Genomic DNA, 19,172 nt, shown 5'->3' on the forward strand with positions numbered 1-19,172 from the left:
GCCATGCAAAAGGCTGCCATCGAGCGAAACAACGAAACGATCGCGGCCCAGCTCACGCCCGTCGGCCGCGAGACCGTGCAGGATCGTGTTTACTCGGAGTTGCGCCGGGCCCTGATCGGCGGTCTTTTCGAACCGAGCCAGGTGCTGACCATCCGTGGTCTCGCCGATGCGCTGGTCACCTCGACCATGCCGGTGCGAGAGGCGCTCGGCCGGCTGATCACGGAGAAGGCGCTGGAGGCGCTGCCCAACCGCTCCGTGCGTGTGCCGCCGATCACGCTGGAGCGCATCGACGACCTCCTGCGCGCGCGCTCCCTCATCGAAGGCGAAGCGATCGCGCTTGCCGCCACGCGGATGGGGCCGCGCCAGATCGCCACCATCGAAGCCATGCTTGGCGAGTGGGACGAGATGCGGGCGCTGAAGCACAAGAAGGACATCGACCGCGAAGCGACGCTCAACCAGAGCTTCCATTTCGAGATCTACCGCTGTTGCGGCTCGGCTGTGCTGATCCCGATGATCGAAAGCCTCTGGCTTCAATCGGGACCATGCATACGCGTCGCCATCTACGCGTTTTCCGAAGCCGGCGAGGTCGACACTGCGCACTATCATCGTAGCATCGTGGCGGCTCTTGCCAGGCAGGATGCGCAAGCGGCGCGCGAAGCGCTGGTGGCGGACATCAGCCGGCCGTTTGCATTCCTGCGCGACAAGCTTCAATCCGCCGCCGCGAAGGACCGGACATGACCGGCATCAGGATCATCGAGCCGCGCTCGAAGCTTGCCGTCACGGCGCTGCTGCTGCCCGAAAAGGCGCCGGAAAACGCGGCTTTTCTCCAAGCATACCTCGCCGCCCCGCGCGTCGTCCCGGGTATCCATGCGATGTGGACGGGACCGGAAATCTCGTGCCCGGTTCCGTCAGCCGATCTCGAGGGCCAGGCCTATGCCCAGCCCTTGCCGCCAGAGAATGCGACGCTGACGCCGCAGCCGGGCGATATCGTGCTGTCCTATGTGCCGCCACGCATGTGGGGCGGCAATCCCAATGCCATCTTCGATATCGGCCTGTACTACGGGCAGGGGGCGCGGCTGCTGTTCCCGATCGGCTGGCTGGCCGGCAGCGTGGTGGCGCAAGTGCTTGCCGGAGAGCGCGATCAGTTCGCCGCCGCCTGCGGCGTCATCCGCCGCAACGGCGCCTGTGACATCACCTTCAGCCTGGTGGAGGCCTGAATGGCCGACGACAGTTTCGAGCTTTTCGATCTTCGCGTCGAGGCGGTCATTCCCGAGGGCAAGCCGATCTATTGCGGCGCCCGGGCGGGCGACTATTTCGAGCTCAAGGGTGAGATGCTGTCGCTGCCGCCTGGGCAGGGCTTCTCGATCTATTCGATTGCGGCTGTGTTGCCGCTGCTGGCGGCAAAGCAGCGCCCGACGCACGCAAATGACTGGATGACCTCGGATGCCGAGATCGCCTGTCCCGATCCCAATTGCGCCAGCCGGCTGCGGATCGTCAGGTTGGCCAAGCGGCGCTTCAGCCATGCCGAAACCACGGCTGTGCCGCTGCCGAAGGAGACCGACAAGGGATGAGCGCCAGGACCATCGAACTCAGCCCCGGCTATGCGATCTCGCGCGTCATCCGCGGTGGCTGGCAGCTCGCCGGTGGCCATGGGGCCATCGATCGCAACCAAGCGGTGGCCGACCTGATCGCCACTTTCGATGCCGGCATCTGGACCTATGACTGCGCCGACATCTACACCGGCGTCGAGGAACTGATCGGCGCCGCGCGCCTGCGGCTGGGCAGCGAGCGCGGCCTCGATGTCGCGGCCAGAATGAAGGTGCACACCAAGCTGGTGCCTGACCTCGAACGGCTGGCCGGTATCAACCGCGACTACATCAGGGGCATCGTCGATCAGTCGCTTCGCAGGCTGAAGACCGAGCGGATCGATCTCGTGCAGTTTCACTGGTGGGATTATGACCAGCCTCGCTACGTTGATGCGATGGTTTGGCTCGACGAGCTTCGGCTGGAAGGCAAGGTGCGCAATCTCGGCACCACCAATTTCGATACGCCGCGGCTCACCGAAATCCTCGCCGCAGGGATTCCGCTGGTCAGCCAGCAGCTGCAATATTCAGTGCTCGACCAGCGGCCGGCAAACAGCCTGGCGAGCCTCGCCGCGAAAAATGGTGTCAGCTTCCTCTGCTACGGCTCGGTGGCCGGCGGCTTCCTCAGCGACAAATGGCTTGGCGCGGCCGAGCCAGCCACACCGCTCGAAAACCGCTCGCTGGTCAAATACAAGCTGATTATCGACGACTTCGGCGGCTGGGATCTGTTCCAGTCGCTGCTCAAGACACTGAAAGGCGTCGGCGATCGCCACGGCGTCGACATCGCCACCATCGCCTCGGCCTGGGTGCTGGAGCAGCCACACGTGGCGGCCGTCATTGTCGGCGCGCGCAACCAGGCGCATGCGCTGGCCAATGCTAAAATCATGGACGTCGCACTCGACGCCGACGATCGCGCGCGGATTGCTGCTGTCATCGCACAAGGCACAGGCCTCGAGGGCGATGTCTACACGCTGGAGCGCGACCGTCATGGCCGCCATGGCTCGATCATGCATTACAACCTCAATGCGGGGGAAGAAATGAGCGGCGAGCCTTCCCTTTTTTCGCGTGCCAGCGCCGAGGTCGTCGACCTGCATCGCTTCTTCGTAGACTGGTTTGTCGCCGCGCGAGCCAACTCTGTGGAGTTCGGCCGCTTCGAAGCTGTCATGGGCGAAGGCTTCGCCATGGTCGCGCCGAATGGCCAAATCCTCGATCGCGACGCGGTCGTCGATCATGTCCGAACAAGTCGCGCCACTTGCGACGACGGTTTTGCCATATCGATCGAGGATATCAGGCCGGGTTGGCAGGACGCCGACACCATCGTCGTCTTCTACGTCGAAGCGCAGTTGCGCGCAGGCAAGCACAGCCGCCGCCAGTCGAGCGCTGTCTTCACCACCAGTTCATCGGCGCCTAACGGCGTCGAATGGCGGCACCTGCATGAAACCTGGCTGCAGGTGCCGGAAAGCTGAACAGGGCTCCAGAGATCAAATACAGTCGAGTAACTCAAGGGGAACAACAATGAGAAACACGATACTTCAACTCACCACCGCACTGGCCCTCGTCACGATGGCGGGTGCCGCGCAGGCCGCCGATTGCAAGATCACCGTCGGCCTGGTCATGGAACTGACCGGCCCGGCCGGCGAATACGGCCAGGCCGGCGCGAAGTCGGTCGAAATGGCCTTCCGTGACATCAACGAAGCCGGCGGCGTGCGCGGCTGCGATCTCGTGACCGACACACGCGACAGCCAGAGCCAGGGCAATATCGCCGTCGACGCCGCGACCCAGCTGGTGCAGGTCAAGAAGGTACCGGTGATCATCGGCGGCATCATCTCCTCGGTGTCGATCCCGATCCTGACCTCGGTCACCGGCCCGGCCAAGATCGTCCAGGTGTCGCCGGCTTCGTCCTCGCCGACGCTGACCACGCTCGGCCGCGACGGCAAGACCAACGGCATCTTCTTCCGCACCATCACGTCGGATGCGTTGCAGGGCGTGGCGGCGGCCAAATACGCCATCGACAAGGGCTTCAAGAAGCTGTCGATCATCCACGTCAACAACGACTTCGGCGTCAACATGGCGGCGGAGTTCTCGCGTGCCTACAAAGCGCTCGGCGGCACCATCGTTTCCGACACGCCCTACAACGAAAAGCAGTCGAGCTACGCCTCGGAAGTGACAGCGGCAATGGGCGGCGAACCGGACGGGCTCTATCTCGTCAGCACGCCGGTCGACGGCGCAACGGTTGCCCGCACCTGGATTTCGCAGGGCGGCGTGCAGAAATTCCTGCTCAATGACGGCATGAACAGCCCGGACTTCATCGAATCCGTCGGCGCCGACTACCTCAAGGATGCCTACGGCACCTCTTCCGGCACCAGCCCGACGGCCTCCACCGAGTACTTCATGAAGAACTACAAGGAATTCTCCGGCATCGAACCGTCGAACCCGGCGGCCGACCGTTCCTACGATGCCGGCGCCATAGTCGGCCTCGCCATCGCCATTGCCGGTTCCGAGGATCCAGCCAAGATCAAGGACGCGATGTACAAGGCGGTCGACCCGGCCGGTGCGCCCATCTATGCCGGCAAGGACGAGTTCGCCAAGGCGCTCGGCCTGATCAAGGACGGCAAGCCGATCCGCTATGAAGGCGTCATCGGTCCGGTCGCCTTCGACAAATATGGCGACATCACCGGACCGTTCCGGCTGTGGAAGATCGTCGACGGCAAGGTGACGACCGACGGTGAAATGACGACCGACGACGTCAATGCGCTGCAGGCAAAATTGCAGTAGGCGCTGATACGTTTGTCCGGCATCGATCCCATTCGCTCACTGGGATCGATGCCGGACAAGCAACGGCCACCGAGTCTGCCGTGCACGCGAGCACGCCGGCCCGCGTCGAACCGGTGATCGTGACCATGTCGACATACGCGAGATCGCCTCGCCGACTTCGGCGCCATCGCCATTGATGAGGTCGTCATACGCACGATAGAGGTACGGTCCTAAGGTCGACCTCCGCCTCCCACACTAGGATCAGACAACGACGCCACCGTCTTCAGCGCGCCGTCAAGCATGTCGCCTTTCTCGTCTTTCAGCGCGGCCTCGCGCAACCGCCTGATCCAGTCGGCAGCGTCGGCGCGGCCCTTGACCAGATCGAGCGCCGACAGGACGCGGTCGAATTTCGACTGGGCGCGGACGTGGGTGTCGCTGTAGCCCTTGATCAGCCGGCGGCAGTTAAGGATTTCGACGGCCAGCGCGTAGTCCTGGGGCACGTGGCTGAGCGCCAGTGCATACCAGCGCTCCAGATGTGCCGTCTCGACCTTGTGACGCAGCAGGCGGCGGCGCCATCGGCGCAGGCCGCCGATGAACCAGAGGGCCGCAAAGCCGGCAAGGCTGTCGGTGCGGATGTGGCGCCCATGGTTGATGCGGCGATCGAGGAAAGCGGAGAGCTTCGGCCGGTTCTCGATATAGCTGCCGAGCCCCGCCGGCAACGTGCCGCAGAATTCCTGGATGCGCGGATGGAAGTATTCGGTCACCTGCAGGACGGAGCCGTCCTTGACGCCCACCTCCTTGCGCACCCGCCGGTCACGCGTCGAGCGCGTCTTGAGATCGGCGACGCGGATCATGTCGTCGTAGCATAGAGCGTTGGCGAGATGCTTGGCGGCCGCGATGGACAGCGCATGGGCATGGTCGGCGCCATCCAGCGCGACGGCCTTGTCCAGCCGGTCTAGATAGTCGCGCCCATAGGCGATGTCCTGATAGTCGACGACCTTTCTCAAACCTCGAAGCGCCATATCGCGCACCGCCACGGGCATCAGATCGATGCGGGCGGCCAGCGTCTGCCAGCCCTGCAGCAGGTTTTGCGGGCCGCTTACTTGGCCTGCGCCTGAGGCAGATTCGGCAATCGCTGGTTCGGGCCCCGGCGCTCCTGTGCCGCGCGCGCGGTCAAACGCAGCGCCGAAGGCAGCGAGGCTGGCTTTCACGCCCCGGCCGCCGGCACCGATCGCCTGCTCGTAGCTTTCACGCGTGAACGGCAATGCGTCGGAGCCGGCCAGCGCGCCAAGCAGGCTGGCGGAAATCATCGAGCCATTGTCGGCGGCGATCTTTTCCATGTCGAAGGCGATGAAGCGTTTCGATGCGGCCTCGGCTGTCGCGTGCACCTTTGAGGATGAGGCCCGGCCGTCGCCCGGCTCGATCTTTTCCGACACGGCGGCAATGCGATGCGAAGAAGCAATGAGCGTGGTGCGATCGGGCGTGACAAAGCCACGGATGATGGCGCGGCCGGCCTCCATCAATTCCGCAGCGATCAATATGTCGACGTCGCCCTGCGAAGGCGACAGGGCAAAGACCGGCAGCCGGCCGGTATCGCGGGCCATCTCGACATAGTAGATCGTAGCGCCAGTGCGCTGGGCGACGCCAGCGACCGAGGTCGATTGCGCGACATAGGCATTGCGCTCGGCGACATCGGTGATCCAGTCGGCCAGCACGCCGCCACCCTGGCCGCCGACCGCCAGCACGGCGAGCTTGATGACGCGCTCGTCGTCCTGTGCGCCGCTCCGGGCGCTGAATGGCGGGACAGCGTCAAGCATCGGCAAAGGTCAGGCGCCGGCTCTCGCGGCGGCGTTGCATCAGGCCGATCACGACGCGGCGGGCGCTCTCCAAAAAGCGATCCCATCGGCTCGGATTGTGCACGACATCGGCGCGGTAGAAGGATGGGCACAGCACGGCGGCGTCCGCCACCTCGCCGCAATTGCCGCAGCCGACGCAGCTCTGGTCGATCGATGCCACCGGATCGTCGCGCAAGGGATCGTCGAGCGACTTCACCGACAGCGACGGGCAGCCGGACAGCCGCATGCAGGCGTGGTCGCCGGTGCAGATGTCCTCATCGACGCCGAACTTTGGCTTGACGACACGGGTCCCGCCCTTGATCGCCTGGTCGACCAGCGGCTTTTCGCGGCGCTGGCGATTGAGCATGCATTCGGACGAGGCGACGATAACCTTGGGACCTTTCTCCTCCGTTGTCAGTGCCTCGCGCAGCGTGTCCTGCATCTTGCCGACATCATAGGTGCGGTCGATGTGGCGCAGCCATTTGACGCCCATGCCTTTCACTGCCTCGGTGATCGGATGCTTGGTCGACTTGGTCTTGTTGCCCGCGCGCGACGACAGAATGTCCTGCCCGCCAGTGGCGGCCGAGTAAAAATTATCGACGATGACGATGACGCCATCATTCTTGTTGAACACGGCGTTGCCGATCGAGGAGGTCAGGCCGTTGTGCCAGAAGCCGCCATCGCCGACGAAGGAGATCGATCGGCGCTTGGCGTCGGGCGAATTGAAGGCCGAGGCCGAGGCCGGCCCGAGCCCATAGCCCATGGTGGTGGCGCCAAGCTCGAAGGGCGGCATGATCGAGAACAAATGGCAGCCAATGTCGGATGCGATGTGGTGCTTGCCGAGTTCCTGCTCGACCAGCTTGGTCGCGGCAAAGATCGGCCGCTCCGGGCAACCGATGCAGAAGCCCGGCGGACGGCCCGGCACGACGTTGATCAGATCAGCAGTGTCGACGCCGTCGCCGACCTTGTTGGGCGCGCGCACTTCACTCGGCAAGAGATGCGGGGCCTCGGCGCGCAGGAAGGAGCCGATGCCGTCGAGCATCACCTGGCCGGTATATTCCCCGGCCATCGGCAGATACTCCTTGCCGACCAGCCTGGTGCCGCGCCCGGCCTTGTGCAGCATGGCGGCAAAGGCCTGCTCGATGTAGTTGGGCTGGCCTTCCTCGACCACGAGCACCGCCTGCTTGCCTTCGCAGAAGGACAGGAATTCATCGTCGATCAGCGGATAGACGGCGTTGAGCACATAGAGCGGCACATCCGTCTCGCCATAGGTGTCGGCGAGGCCGAGACGCTGTAGGGCGCGGATGACCGAATTGTACATGCCGCCCTGCATGACGATGCCGACGGAGCCGTTGTCCGAGCCGAAAAATTCGTTGATCTTGTTATTGCGAATGAAGTCCACGGCCGCCGGCCAGCGTTTTTGCACCTTCTCCTTCTCATGCAGAAAGGAAGCGGGCGGCAGCACAATGCGGCCGGTGTCGCGACGCGGCGCGTCAAGCGCGTCGGCCACCGTCATCGGCGGGCGCTTATTGTCCTTGGCGATGAAATGGCCATGCACATGGCAGCAGCGTATCCGCACCTGCAGCATCACCGGCGTGTTGGAAATCTCTGACAGCTCGAAACCGTCCTCCACCGCCTTGACGATCGACGGCAGGTTCGGGCGTGGGTCGAGCAACCAGACCTGGCTCTTCATGGCGAAGGCATGGCTGCGCTCCTGCATGATCGAGGAGCCCTCGCCATAATCCTCGCCGACGATGATCAGCGCGCCGCCGGTGACTCCGCCGGAGGCAAGGTTGGCGAGCGCATCGGAAGCGACATTGGTACCGACGGTCGACTTGAAGGTGGCGGCACCGCGAATGGGGTAGTGCACCGAGGCGGCCAGCATCGCGGTGGCGGTGGCTTCCGAGGCGCTGGCCTCGAAATGCACGCCGAGCTCGCCCAGAATGTCCTGCGCGTCGGCCAACACATCCATCAGATGGCTGATCGGCGCGCCCTGATAGCCGCCGACATAACCGACGCCGCATTGCAGCAGCGCCTTGGTGATGGCGAGGATGCCTTCGCCGGCAAACTCCTCGCCGGCGCCGAGCCTCAGCTTTTCGACTTCCTTGGCAAAAGACCGTTCGGCCATTTTTCCAACCTTCCGTTGCCGGCCGATGCGGCCGGCGCGTACGTCTAGATGTCGTGCTTGCGAATGTTCTTGAGCATCTTCAAAAGCGTGGCGATCAGGGCTGCGTATTCGGCGTCGTCGATATCGTCGAACATTGCCTCGAAGGCGTCATGCATGGCCGGCCAGGCGCGGGTGAACTCGGCACGGCCCTCGTCGGTCAGGAAGACATGGCGGATGCGGCTGTCGGTAACACCCTGCTCGCGCCGCACGAAGCCTTGCCCCTCCAGCGTGTCGAGCGTGCGGCTCAAGGTCGACTGCTCGATGACGGTGTAGACCGAGAGGTCGTTGACGGTGACGCCGTCGGTCACCGACAGCACGGCAAGCGTGCGGACCTGCGGAATGGTCAGGCCCTGCTTGCGGAAATCGTCGCGCAAGGTGGCGTTATAGCGGCCCATGATGCGGTTCATCAGATAGGGCGCGAATTGCTGCAGGCCGATCTGGCCTAGGGTCGAAATGCGCTGGCGTTTTTCCGGAACCTTCTGCTCCATCAGAGCCTCCCCGCCAGAAGAAAGCCGGAGCCGCCGCCAAGACCCGCGCCCGGATGGGTGGAGGCGCCGATATGGTAGAGGCCCTTGATGCCGGTCTGGTGATTGCGGCTGGTCTTGAACGGCCGCCAGAGGAAAGACTGGTCGATGGTGGACGAACCACCATAGGGGTCGCCGCCGACCAGATTGATGTTCATCGCTTCGAGATCGGCCGGCGAATAGGCGCGCCGGGCAATCACGCTGTCCTTGAAACCATCGATATGGCTGGCGAGGATGGCTTCGACACGATCCGCATAGGCTTCGCGCAACGCGTCGGTCCATTGTCCGTCCGCGGGCGTCTGCAGCTTGCCGGCGGCATCGCCCTTGATGTGCCGGGGCGCCTCGGGCAGTTGCAGCCACAAAATCGCCTTGCCCTCCGGACAGCGCGACGGGTCGAGCGCATGCGGCTGGCCGACACAGATGGTCGGCACTTCCGGCAGCATGCCACGCGCCGCCTCGTTGCAGGCTTTTGAGACACCATCCAGCCCCGGCGTCAGGTGCAGCAGCGCCACCTTGTCCAGGCCATCGCCGCGCCATGCCGGCGGCTTGTGCAGCGCATAGTGAATCTGGAAATTGCCTTTGCCGTAGCGATATTTCTGTGTCGCCTCGACATCGGCTTTGGGAGCATCCGCACCGAGCAGCCGGTCATAGAGTTGCGTCGGCGTAACCGAACAGATGACGCTCTTGTTCGCCGTGATGGTTTCGCCTGAGGCCAGCCGTACGCCAGTTGCTCGGCCACCGCTCTGGACGATCGAGGCGACATCGGCGCCGGTGCGGATGTCGCCACGACGCTCCCGGATCAGGGCTTCGAAGGCGGCGAGCAGGGTCTTCGCTCCACCCTTGACGATCGGCGCTCCAGCCGCCTCCAGCGCGAAGGCAATGACCTTGGCGATCTGGCCGGAGAAGGCATCTTCCGGTCCAAGCCCGGCATGCAGCACCCAGGGTGCCCACAGCGCGCGGATGGTCTCGGACTGGTAGGTGCCTTCCAGCCAGCCGCGCGCCGGCACCAGGGCCTCACCGAGAAAGGCGGCAAGACCGCGCGCGCCGCGCCGCCAGGCGTCGCCGGCCAGCAGCTTGGCTGTCGGATAAGACCAAAGGCTGCCGCCGAGCAGACCGAACAGCAGGCCGGCATTGCGCTCGATGCTGCCGACATCGCCCGCATGCCGGTCGCCGTCGGCGGCGGCAATCGCATTGATTGCCGCGACATTGGCGGTGCGATCGGTGGTGAGCACCGCATGGCTGCCATCGGGCAAGAGCACGCCGGTCGGCGTGCCGGTGTGGCAGAACTCCAGCCCGTGCCGGGCGAGGTCGCCGCCCAATGCTGCAAAGGCCGGCGAGGTGATGAACAGCACGAAGGTCGTCGCCATCACGTCATGGATGAAGCCGGGCGCGGTGATCTCCTCGGTGCGCATGCAGCCGCCGATGCGGTCGTTGCGCTCGAGGACGAGCACCTTCGCGCCCTTGCCGCCAAGCATCGCCGCGCAGACCAGCGCGTTGATGCCGCTGCCGACGATGATATGATCGGGGGCTTTCATCAATGATTGCTCCCTGTCAGCGAGAATAAGAGGTCTGGCGCTCTACGGCGCCCCCCTCTGTCCTGCCGGACATCTCCCCCTCTTGGGGGGAGATTGGCAGCTTCGGCGCTCTGCTCATTCCTGCGAATTTGGAGATTGGCGAAAACCATTGTGGAGGCCAATCTCCCCCCTTGAGGGGGAGATGTCCGGCAGGACAGAGGGGGGCGCCGTAGAGCGCCGGCGTTGCAAAGCCGGCTCTCCCAAATCGCCACCACTGCATTGCCAGATAGCATGATCTTCTCCCGAAGACCCATCTCGCTCTATTTTCCCGACACCAGCGCCAGCGCGCGGATTGGGCTGCCGGTGCCATGCTCGATCTTGAGCGGTGCCGCGATCAGGATCGCACCCTTTGGCGGCAGCTGGTCAAGGTTGCAGAGGCTGGCCAGCCCGTAGCGGTTGGCCTTGTGCATCAGTGTGTGCGCCGGGAATGGCGGCTCCATGCCGCCGGCCTTGCCGGCATCGGTGCCGATCGTCTCCGAGCCCCAACCCTTGATGTTCTTGCTGATCAGGAACTGGATGGCTTCGGCCGTCGGGCCAGGCGTGTGCGGGCCGGTCTCGTTGGCGTTAAGGAACTCGGCTTCCGAGCCGTTGCGCTTGTACCAGTCGGTGCGCATCACCACCCATTCGCCGGCGTTGATCGCGCCATGCTTGGCTTCCCACGCCTTGATGTGGTCGACGGTGAGCAGGAAATCGTGGTCGGCGGCGGCTTCCTTCGAGCAGTCGATGACATTGACCGGACCGACGAAGTTCTGCGCCGGAATGGTGTCGGTGGCGCCGTCCGGATAGTCCTTGCCGCTGATCCAATGCTGCGGCGCGTCGAAATGCGTGCCCGAATGCTCGCCGAGCTTCAGCCAGTTCCAGGCCCACCACGGGCCGTTCTTGTCGTAGCGGGAGATGTTGTGGATCTCGACCTTCGGCGTGTCCACGGCGAGCTCCGGCGGCAGCTTGATCAGCGGCGTGTCCGGCCCGAGCGGCGCCGACAGGTCGACCACCCTGATGGCGCCTGAGAGCAGCTGGCCGGCGACTTCGCCGAGGAGTTTTTGGGTGTCCATGGTCTGAAGTTCCCTCTTTCTGGTGATGATCAAGGCTCGTCTCGGCTCTTAATATCCTACTAGACGAAAACATATGCATCTGCAATTATCTTTAAGCATAAAGGAAATGGGAACGGGGCGTGAGCGAGTTCGACGCCATCTTTGTCGGGGCGGGCCACAACAGTCTGGCATGCGCCGCGCATCTGGCGCTCAAAGGCTGGAAAACCGCGATCTTCGAGCGCAGCGCAACAATCGGCGGCGCTGTGCAGACCCGAGAATTCACCCTTCCAGGCTTCCGTCACGATTTCGGCGCGATGAATCTGAGCCTGTTTGCTGGCTCCGCCTTCCACCGGAAATATGCAAATGAATTGAAAGCTCAGGGGCTGGAGTTGGCGCCGGTCGCCGACTGTTTCGCCAGCGCCTTCCCGGACGGGCGCTGGTTCGGCGTCAGCAACGATCTGGAAAAGACCGCGACGCGCATGGCCACATTCTCCGCCGCCGATGCAACGACATGGCGCAAGCTGGTCGCTGCCTTCCCGGGGGAGGCCGAGCATCTGTTCCGGCTGCTGGGATCGCCGATGAATGCGCGTGCGCTTGCCGGAACCGCCTGGAACCTGTGGCGCAAGAAGGGCATGTCCGGCGCGCTCGACACCGGTCGGCTTTTGCTGTCATCGCCTCGCGCCTGGCTGGAAGAAAACTTCGAGTCCGCGCATGTGCGGGCAACGCTCGCCATTTGGGGCATGCATCTCGACTTTGCACCCGACATCGCCGGCGGCGCTGTGTTCCCCTATCTGGAATCGATGGCCAATCAGAGCTTTGGCATGGTGCTGGGCAAGGGCGGCGCCGACACCATCATCCGGGCGCTGTCGGGTATGGTCACCTCGGCGGGCGGGAAGATCGTCACGGGGGCGGAGGTCGCCGAGATCACCGTTTCCGCCGGTATGGCGACCGGCGTGCGGCTCGCGTCCGGTGAGACGCATACGGCAACCAAGGCGGTCATTGCCGGCGTGGCGCCCAGGGCGCTGACCGGCAAGTTGCTGCCCAAAGGTTCCGGCGACGCTGGCTTCGACACGGCGATGCAGAAGTTTCGGCACGCGCCGGGCACGATGATGATCCATCTGGCGCTCGACGATCTGCCCGACTGGCGCGCCGGCGCGGAGCTGCGGCAGTTCGCCTACGTGCATCTTTCGCCGTCGCTCGACGCGATGTCGCGCACCTACCAGCAGGCGATGGCGGGCATGCTGCCGGACGAGCCGGTGCTTGTTGTTGGCCAGCCGACCGCGATCGATCCGTCGCGCGCGCCTGAGGGCAAACATGTGCTGTGGGTGCAAGTGCGCATGCTGCCTGCCGAAATCGCTGGCGATGCCGCGGGCAAGATTGCGCCTGCTCATTGGGATCAGGTCAAGGATGCCTACGCTGAGCGTGTGCTCGACATCATCGAGACCTATGCGCCCGGGCTGCGTGCGAAAGTCCTTGGCCGTGCAGTGTTTTCGCCCATCGACCTCGAGCGCGAGAATCCGAACCTCGTCGGTGGCGACCAGGTCTGCGGCAGCCACCAGCTGGCGCAGAACTTTTTGTTCCGCCCGGCGCGCGGCTATGCCGGCTGGAACACGCCGGTCGCCAATCTGCATCTCACGGGCGCCGCGACATGGCCGGGCGCCGGCACCGGCGCGGCCTCGGGCTTCATGCTCGCGCAACAGCTTGGCGGGAGGTAACTCGGAAGATTTCATGAAGGCGACGAGAGGCAAGGCGCTGCTGCCCACGAAGCCTGAAGCTATGAACTGATAGTGCCGCGCAAGGACAACAAACAACAAGGGGAACGACCATGACAATCAACAGACGCGAATTGCTGGGATACAGTGCCGCAGCACTTGGGGTGGCCGCAGTCGGCCTGCCCCATATCGCCAAGGCGGCCGCCGGCGAACTGACCATCGCCTACAATGTCAATTTGCCGTCCTGGGACCCGACCACCGGACCCTCGGCGGTCAACCCGACCATTCAGGGTCTCTACCAGTCCGTGTTCGACCAGTTCATTCCGCAAAAGCCGGACCTCTCCTTCGCGCCAGGCCTGCTGACCGAATGGGGCTGGAACGACGACCGCACCAAGGTGACGATGACGGTGCGCGAAGGCGTGACCTGGCATGACGGCTCGCCCTTCACGCCCGAGGATGTCGTCTGGTCGCTGCAGCGGGCGGGCGAGGAGAAGACCGGCAACCCGATCCAGTTCGTCTGGAAGAACGTCAGCAATTTCAAGATCGACGGCAACAAGATCACCGGCGACGTCGTGCAGTTCGATCCGGTCTATTTCAAATGGATGTCGTTCCTGACCGGCTACATCCTGCCGAAGGCCTATTACGAGAAGGTCGGCGCCGAAGGCTTCGAGAAGGCGCCGATCGGCACCGGCCCCTACATGGTGGAAAAATTCGAACGCAACGCCTTCCTGCGGCTCAAGGCCAACCCGACCTATTGGGGTGGCAAGCCGGCCTTCGAGAATGTGACGATCAAGTTCGTCACCGACGCGGCAAGCCGCGTGGCCGAGATCGAATCCGGCTCCTCGCAGGTGACGCTCGAAATTCCTTATGAGGAGTATGACCGGCTGATCGCCAAGGACGGGCTTGCCGGGTCGTGCAAGCCCGTTTCTGACATCGGCATGATCTTCTTCAATGACATCGAAGCGATGCTGGACAAGAACGTTCGCCAGGCCGCCGTGATGGCAGTGGACAAGGAGCTCCTGGTCAAGCGGCTGCTGCGCGGCTACGGCCAACCGATCGCCACGCTGGAGACCCCAGAGTACGAGGCCTTCGATGCCTCGATCAAGGTCGAGCACAATCCGGAAAAGGCCAAGGAGCTGCTCGCGGCTTCCGGCTATTCACCCGAAAAACCGGTCAAGTTCACCATCCAGACGACCAAAGGCTTCAAGCCGAAGGACTATGAGATGATCCAGGCGATCGTCGGCATGTGGCGCAAGGTCGGCATCGAGGCGACGATCGAGGTCTACGAGATCGCCAAGCACTATGAGCTGCGCGCCGCTGACAAGCTGGCGCCGGCCGCCTTCTACAATTGGGGCAATGCCATCGGCGATCCGACGACGTCGACCGGCTTTGCCATGTACGGCCCGAGCCCGCACTCGGTGTGGGACAGCCAGGACCTGATCGACATGATCAACCCGCTCTGGGGCGAGAAAGACGAGGCCAAGCGCATTGCCGGCTGGAAGGCGGTCGACAAATACATCGCCGAGCAGGCCTATGTGCTGCCGCTGATGCAGTATGCGCAGCCGATCGTGCATGCCAAGGGCGTCAACGTGGTGCAGCATGTGTCCGGCGCGCTGCTGCCGGCGCTGATGACCCCGGCCTGATACCGGCCTGGACTTGCCGCGCGCCGTCCATAGCGACGGCGCGCATTCATACAGGCATACGAGCCTGCGGCTCCTGCAAAGATTTACATGCTTCTGCAAAGATTCCTGATCCGTCTGCTGACGATGCTGATCACCCTGTTCGGCGTGGCTGTCGTCGTCTTCGTCGTGATCCGCGTCGCGCCGGGCGACCCGATCGCCATGATGCTGCCGCCCGGTGCTACCGATGCCGACATCGACCGGCTGCGTGCACTTTACGGGCTCGACAAGACCATCGTGCAGCAATTCTTCATCTGGCTGTCCGGTGTTGTCAGGGGCGATTTCGGCACCTCGATTTCGCTCAGGCAAGATGTGCTCAGCCTCGTCTTCAACCGGCTGCCGGCAACGCTGGAACTCGCCATCGTCGCGCTTGTTATGGCGGTGGCGCTCGGCGGCACGACGGCGGTCCTCGGCGCACGCGAGCGCGGCACTGTGGTCGAGGCCGGCATCGATATCGCCAGCGGTGCCGCACTCTCCATTCCCGATTTCCTGTGGGGCCTCGTGCTGATCCTTTTGTTCGGCGTGCTGGTGCCGATCTTCGACATTTCCGGCCGGGTGTCGCCGCAACTCGACCTGCCCTTCGTCACCCAGTTCTATTTCTTCGAGAGCATTTTGCGACTGCGCCTCGACCTGACCTGGGACCTTCTGAAGCACATGCTGATGCCGGCGATCGCGCTGGCTCTGCCGCTGGCGGCAATCATCTCGCAGTTGCTGAAACAGTCGCTGAAGGAAGTGCTCGACCTCGACTATGTCGTGCTGGCGCGGGTGAAGGGGTTTTCGGAAACGCAGGTCATCCTGCGCGAGGCGCTGAAGAACGCCGCCTTGCCGACGCTGACCCTGGTCGGCGTGCAGTTCACCTTCCTTATCGGCGGCACGGTCATCGTCGAGCGGCTGTTTTCCTACGAGGGGCTCGGCAACATGGCGATCGACGCCGTCATCAACCGCGACCTGCCGCTGATCCAGGGCATCGTGCTGGTCTTCGCGCTGCTGTTTGTGCTGATCAATCTTGCGGTCGACATGATGTACGCGCTGCTCAATCCGAGGCTGCGCCGTGGATGAGGCGCGCATCGCCCGACGCGGATTGAGCCCGAGGCTGTGGCTGGCCGGCGGCTGGCTGCTGCTGGCGCTGCTTGCCGCGATCTTCGCGCCGCTGGTGGCGCCGCAGGACCCGCTGGCGCAGGATCTGATGCTGGAGCGGCTGCCGCCTTTCTGGCTCGACGGCGCCGAGCCCGGCTACTGGCTGGGCACCGACAGCCTCGGCCGCGACCTTCTCTCTCGCCTGATCTTCGGCGGCCGCATTGCCTTCATCGTCGCTTTTGGGGCGGCGATTGCCGCCTGCCTTGTTGGCTCGACACTCGGACTGATCGCAGGTTATTTCGGCGGCTGGGCTGACCGCATCATTTCGCGCATCGTCGATGTCTGGATGGCGTTTCCGCCGGTGCTGTTCGCAATCCTGCTGGTCGCGGTGCTAGGCACCGGCCTGAGCTCTGTCATTCTTGCCATCGCCATTATCGACTGGACGCGCTTTTGCCGGGTGATCCGTGCCGAAGCGATGGGCCAGTCGCGCATGGACTATGTCGAGAACGCCCGCATCGCCGGCTATGGCCGCATCGGCATCATGCTGCGCGAAGTGCTGCCCAATGTGGTGCCGTCGATCGTGGCGCTGCTGTCGCTGGAAATGGGCATCGCCGTCATCGTCGAGGCTATCCTGTCCTTCGTCAATCTGTCGATCTCGACCGACGATCCGACCTGGGGTGGCATCATCGCCGAGGGCCGGCTGTCGATCCACCAAGCCTGGTGGGTGCTGGTGTTTCCGCTGATCACGCTGATCCTCACCGTACTGTCGTTTAGCCAGTTCGGCGAGGCGCTGAAGACGCGCTTCGATCCGGTGCTGCGATGAGCGCATGTCTCGACATCCGCGATTTGAGCGCCGTGCTGCCGAACGGCCAGCGCGTGCTGCGCTCGGTGTCGCTCTCCGTTCAACCGGGGGAGGTGCGAGCACTGGTCGGCGAGAGCGGCGCCGGCAAGACGATGATCGGCAAGGCGGTGCTTGGTGTGCTGCCATCAAGCGTGCGCATCGTCGAAGGCACTATGAAGCTCGAAGGCGAGGACCTCGGCAGACTGCAGCCCAAGGCAAGGCGCACGCTGATCGGCGCCCGCACGGCGCTGATCCCGCAAGATCCGTTGACTGCGCTCAACCCGTCGCGCCGCATCGGTCCGCAGATGACTGACCGACTGGTGCGCATTCTCGGCTGGAGCGGAGAAAAGGCTGATACGCGCATCCGGCAACTGCTGGACGAAGTGCAGATCCGCGACCCCGACCGGGTGCTGAAGAGCTATCCGCACGAACTGTCCGGCGGTATGCGCCAGCGTGTGCTGATCGCCGCCGCCTTCGCCGCCGAACCAAGGCTGATCGTTGCCGATGAGCCGACCACCGCGCTCGACGTTACCGTGCAAAAGCAGATCTTGCGCCTGATCGCCGAGCTGCAGCGTGAGCATGGCACCGCGATCCTGTTCGTCACGCACGATCTCGGCGTCGTTGCCAAGATCAGCCAAAAAGTGTCGGTGCTCTATGCCGGCAAGGTGGTGGAAGAGGCTGACACGGCCGCTCTCTTCGCCGGGCCTGAGCATCCCTACACACGAGCATTGATGGCCGCCACGCCACGCTACACCGATCCTTTCGCCTCGCTGATGCCGGTGGACGAGACCGTGTTGGCCGGGCTTGCCGCCGAGATCGATGCGGCAGACCAGGCGTGGAGGCGGCCGCATGGTTGAGCCGCTGTTTTCCGTGCGCGGGCTAAAGGTGGCGTTGCCCGACATGACCCGCAAGCGGCTGATCGGCCGCGCGCCGCTGGCTGAGATTCTGAAAGGCCTGGACTTCGATCTGCCGAGCGGTTCGGTGACCGGCATCGTCGGCGAATCCGGGTCCGGAAAATCGACGCTTGGCCGCACACTGGTCAGATTGCTGGAGCCGAGCGCCGGCAGCGTCAGCTTCGAGGGCCGCGATATCACCCATCTGCCGGAGGGGGAACTGCGCCCTCTGCGCCGCGACCTCCAGATGATCTTCCAGGACCCGATGTCGTCGCTCAACCCGCGTCGCACCATCGCCAGCATCATCGCCGCGCCGCTCAAGCAGAATGGGCTTGGCGACAGGCTCAAGGAACGCGTCTCCGAAGCGCTGCATCGCGTCGGCCTGCCGCAAAGTTTCGCCGGCCGCTATCGTCATGAACTGTCGGGCGGCCAGCGCCAGCGCGTCGGCATTGCGCGTGCGCTGGCGCTGTCGCCAAAATTCGTGCTGGCCGACGAGATCGTCTCCGGCCTCGACGTGTCGACGCAGGCGCAGATCCTCACCCTTTTGGAGAGACTTGCGACGGAGATGGGGCTGACCGTCGCCTTCATCAGCCATGACCTGTCGGTCATCAGGCGGCTCTGCCAACAAGTCATCGTCATGCGCGAGGGCAGGATCGTCGAGGCGAGCGCCACCGATGTGTTGTTCGACAATCCCAGGGAGGCCTATACGCGCGACCTGCTTGCCGCCATTCCACTGCCCGAGATCGACGCGGACTGGCTGCGGCCAGCGACGAAAGCGCCGGCATAGGACTGTTCATCCCCTCACGCCGAACAGCGGGCTTCGGACGTGCATGATGGGCAAAATCAGCCCGCGAACGGAGGGTAACATGAACTATGCAACCGGCGTCACGATGCTTGCCGCGATCCTGTTCGGCTCTGTGGGAGCGGCCTCGGCCGATTCAATCCCCGGCATGCGCGGCCACGACCACACCGGCATCACCGTTCCCGACATGAAGCAGGCGGTTGACTTCTTCACCGAAGTGGTCGGCTGCAAGAAGGCGATGTCGTTCGGTCCGTTCGCTGACGACAAGGGCACCTTCATGCAGGATCTTCTGGGTGTCGATCCGAAGGCTGTCATCGAGCAGGTCACCATGGTGCGTTGCGGTTATGGATCGAACATCGAGCTGTTCAAATACACCGCGCCCGACCAGAAGGATTTGTCGCCGAAGAACAGCGATATCGGCGGCTTCCACATTGCCTTGTATGTCGATGATGTCGCCGCGGCGAAAGCCTATCTCGATGGCAAGGGTGTGAAGACGCGGATGGGGCCGCTGCCGGTCAAGGAAGGTCCGGCCGCCGGCCAGACCATCCTCTATTTCCAAGCGCCATGGGGGCTGCAACTGGAGGCGATCAGCTATCCCGATGGGATGGCCTATGAGAAGAGCGCCGAGACCGTTCTGTGGAGCCCGAAGAACCCGGAGAAGTGATTTCCAGAGCGCGCTTGCGGGACTGGCTCGCAAGCG

The 19,172-nt window shown here is 63.9% G+C and carries 17 protein-coding genes and 1 pseudogene; 13 read left to right on the plus strand and 5 right to left on the minus strand.

Annotation, left to right across the window (positions count from 1 at the left end; genetic code table 11):
• Positions 1-3: 3 nt before the first annotated feature.
• From AC1DYO_RS27755 to AC1DYO_RS27780, 6 genes and pseudogenes are all read left to right on the plus strand, one after another.
• Positions 4-738: a GntR family transcriptional regulator gene (locus AC1DYO_RS27755; protein WP_477267597.1), complete on the plus strand. Its 735-nt coding sequence runs from the start codon at positions 4-6 to the stop codon at positions 736-738.
• The gene (locus AC1DYO_RS27760) at positions 735-1,217 is read left to right on the plus strand and encodes a DUF3830 family protein (protein ID WP_477267598.1); all 483 of its coding nucleotides are present in this window, start codon (positions 735-737) and stop codon (positions 1,215-1,217) included. The genes AC1DYO_RS27755 and AC1DYO_RS27760 overlap by 4 nt, the downstream gene beginning before the upstream one ends.
• Positions 1,218-1,571, plus strand: a complete 354-nt coding sequence (locus AC1DYO_RS27765; protein ID WP_181060063.1) for a TIGR04076 family protein — start codon at positions 1,218-1,220, stop codon at positions 1,569-1,571.
• Positions 1,568-2,614 (plus strand): annotated as a pseudogene (locus AC1DYO_RS27770) (aldo/keto reductase); the annotation flags it as partial. The gene AC1DYO_RS27765 and the pseudogene AC1DYO_RS27770, both read left to right, overlap by 4 nt.
• A gap of 6 nt (positions 2,615-2,620) precedes the next feature.
• On the plus strand, positions 2,621-3,049 hold the full coding sequence (locus AC1DYO_RS27775) for a hypothetical protein (protein ID WP_477267645.1): 429 nt from the start codon (positions 2,621-2,623) through the stop codon (positions 3,047-3,049).
• Between the two features lie 49 nt (positions 3,050-3,098).
• Positions 3,099-4,358 carry an ABC transporter substrate-binding protein gene (locus AC1DYO_RS27780; protein WP_477267599.1) on the plus strand — a complete coding sequence of 420 codons (1,260 nt, stop codon included), beginning with the start codon at positions 3,099-3,101 and terminating at the stop codon, positions 4,356-4,358.
• Between the two features lie 209 nt (positions 4,359-4,567).
• Here the strand turns inward: AC1DYO_RS27780 and AC1DYO_RS27785 are convergent, their stop codons facing one another.
• From AC1DYO_RS27785 to AC1DYO_RS27805, 5 genes are all read right to left on the minus strand, one after another.
• On the minus strand, positions 4,568-6,154 hold the full coding sequence (locus tag AC1DYO_RS27785) for an indolepyruvate oxidoreductase subunit beta family protein (protein ID WP_477267600.1): 1,587 nt from the start codon (positions 6,152-6,154) through the stop codon (positions 4,568-4,570).
• Complete coding sequence (locus tag AC1DYO_RS27790) at positions 6,147-8,300, minus strand: thiamine pyrophosphate-dependent enzyme (RefSeq protein WP_477267601.1); 2,154 nt, start codon at positions 8,298-8,300, stop codon at positions 6,147-6,149. Before AC1DYO_RS27790 ends, AC1DYO_RS27785 begins: the two co-directional genes overlap by 8 nt.
• A 44-nt stretch (positions 8,301-8,344) precedes the next feature.
• Entirely contained in the window at positions 8,345-8,827 is a 483-nt protein-coding gene (locus AC1DYO_RS27795) for a MarR family transcriptional regulator (RefSeq protein WP_112395825.1), read from the minus strand.
• Positions 8,827-10,398, minus strand: a complete 1,572-nt coding sequence (locus tag AC1DYO_RS27800; RefSeq protein WP_477267602.1) for a phytoene desaturase family protein — start codon at positions 10,396-10,398, stop codon at positions 8,827-8,829. The genes AC1DYO_RS27795 and AC1DYO_RS27800 overlap by 1 nt, the downstream gene beginning before the upstream one ends.
• A 299-nt stretch (positions 10,399-10,697) precedes the next feature.
• Complete coding sequence (locus AC1DYO_RS27805) at positions 10,698-11,489, minus strand: cyclase family protein (RefSeq protein ID WP_477267603.1); 792 nt, start codon at positions 11,487-11,489, stop codon at positions 10,698-10,700.
• Positions 11,490-11,608: 119 nt separating this feature from the next.
• Between AC1DYO_RS27805 and AC1DYO_RS27810 the strand changes: the two genes are divergently transcribed.
• The 7 genes from AC1DYO_RS27810 to AC1DYO_RS27840 all read left to right on the plus strand — a co-directional run bounded on the left by AC1DYO_RS27810 (position 11,609) and on the right by AC1DYO_RS27840 (position 19,136).
• A complete protein-coding gene (locus AC1DYO_RS27810; RefSeq protein ID WP_477267604.1) occupies positions 11,609-13,183 on the plus strand; it encodes a phytoene desaturase family protein in 1,575 nt (524 codons plus the stop codon).
• 110 nt (positions 13,184-13,293) lie between these two features.
• Complete coding sequence (locus AC1DYO_RS27815; RefSeq protein ID WP_477267605.1) at positions 13,294-14,823, plus strand: ABC transporter substrate-binding protein; 1,530 nt, start codon at positions 13,294-13,296, stop codon at positions 14,821-14,823.
• 87 nt (positions 14,824-14,910) lie between these two features.
• Positions 14,911-15,918: an ABC transporter permease gene (locus AC1DYO_RS27820; protein ID WP_477267606.1), complete on the plus strand. Its 1,008-nt coding sequence runs from the start codon at positions 14,911-14,913 to the stop codon at positions 15,916-15,918.
• Complete coding sequence (locus AC1DYO_RS27825; protein ID WP_477267607.1) at positions 15,911-16,759, plus strand: ABC transporter permease; 849 nt, start codon at positions 15,911-15,913, stop codon at positions 16,757-16,759. Before AC1DYO_RS27820 ends, AC1DYO_RS27825 begins: the two co-directional genes overlap by 8 nt.
• Positions 16,756-17,634 (plus strand): ABC transporter ATP-binding protein, encoded by an 879-nt coding sequence (locus tag AC1DYO_RS27830; RefSeq protein WP_477267608.1) that lies wholly within the window; start codon positions 16,756-16,758, stop codon positions 17,632-17,634. Before AC1DYO_RS27825 ends, AC1DYO_RS27830 begins: the two co-directional genes overlap by 4 nt.
• Positions 17,627-18,457, plus strand: a complete 831-nt coding sequence (locus AC1DYO_RS27835) for an ATP-binding cassette domain-containing protein (protein WP_477267609.1) — start codon at positions 17,627-17,629, stop codon at positions 18,455-18,457. Before AC1DYO_RS27830 ends, AC1DYO_RS27835 begins: the two co-directional genes overlap by 8 nt.
• A gap of 79 nt (positions 18,458-18,536) precedes the next feature.
• A complete protein-coding gene (locus AC1DYO_RS27840) occupies positions 18,537-19,136 on the plus strand; it encodes a VOC family protein (protein WP_477267610.1) in 600 nt (199 codons plus the stop codon).
• Positions 19,137-19,172: the final 36 nt, after the last annotated feature.

It is taken from the genome of Mesorhizobium sp. P2_F5 (assembly GCF_056403715.1).